The 520-nt window shown below is 63.7% G+C and carries 1 protein-coding gene; it reads right to left on the bottom strand.

Features of this window, described 5'->3' with window-relative positions; translation table 11 throughout:
- A partial coding sequence (locus tag AN216_RS00270; RefSeq protein ID WP_070194532.1) for a GTP-binding protein occupies nt 1-520 on the bottom strand: 520 nt, incomplete at both ends.

The following is a 520-nucleotide window of genomic DNA, read 5'->3' as shown; positions in this document are numbered from 1 at the left end:
GCGTGCTCGACCAGGGTGATCAACCCGCTCTTGGCGTCCGCCCGATGCCGCGCGTCCGTCGTGATGATCGGCGCGTCCGGACCGATCTGCAACGCCTCCCGCACCTCCTCCGGCGCATACGGCTGATGCCCGTCAAACCCGTTCAACGCGATCACGAACGGCAACCCCGAGTTCTCGAAGTAGTCCACCGCCGGGAAACAGTCCGCCAACCGCCGCGTATCGACCAACACCACCGCACCGATCGCGCCCCGCACCAGGTCATCCCACATGAACCAGAACCGGTCCTGCCCCGGCGTACCGAACAGATACAGAATCAGATCCTGATCCAGGGTGATCCGACCGAAGTCCATCGCCACCGTCGTGGTCGACTTATCCGCCGTATGCGTCAAATCATCGATCCCCGCCGAAGCAGAGGTCATCACAGCCTCGGTACGCAGCGGATTGATCTCCGAGACAGCACCGACGAAGGTCGTCTTGCCCACGCCGAAGCCACCCGCCACCACAATCTTGGCCGAGGTCG

The sequence above is a fragment of the Streptomyces oceani genome (assembly GCF_001751245.1).
GTDB lineage: Bacteria > Actinomycetota > Actinomycetes > Streptomycetales > Streptomycetaceae > Streptomyces > Streptomyces oceani.
The sequence above is the reverse complement of the archived record's forward strand: the minus strand, read 5'-3'. Positions and strand labels throughout refer to the sequence as shown.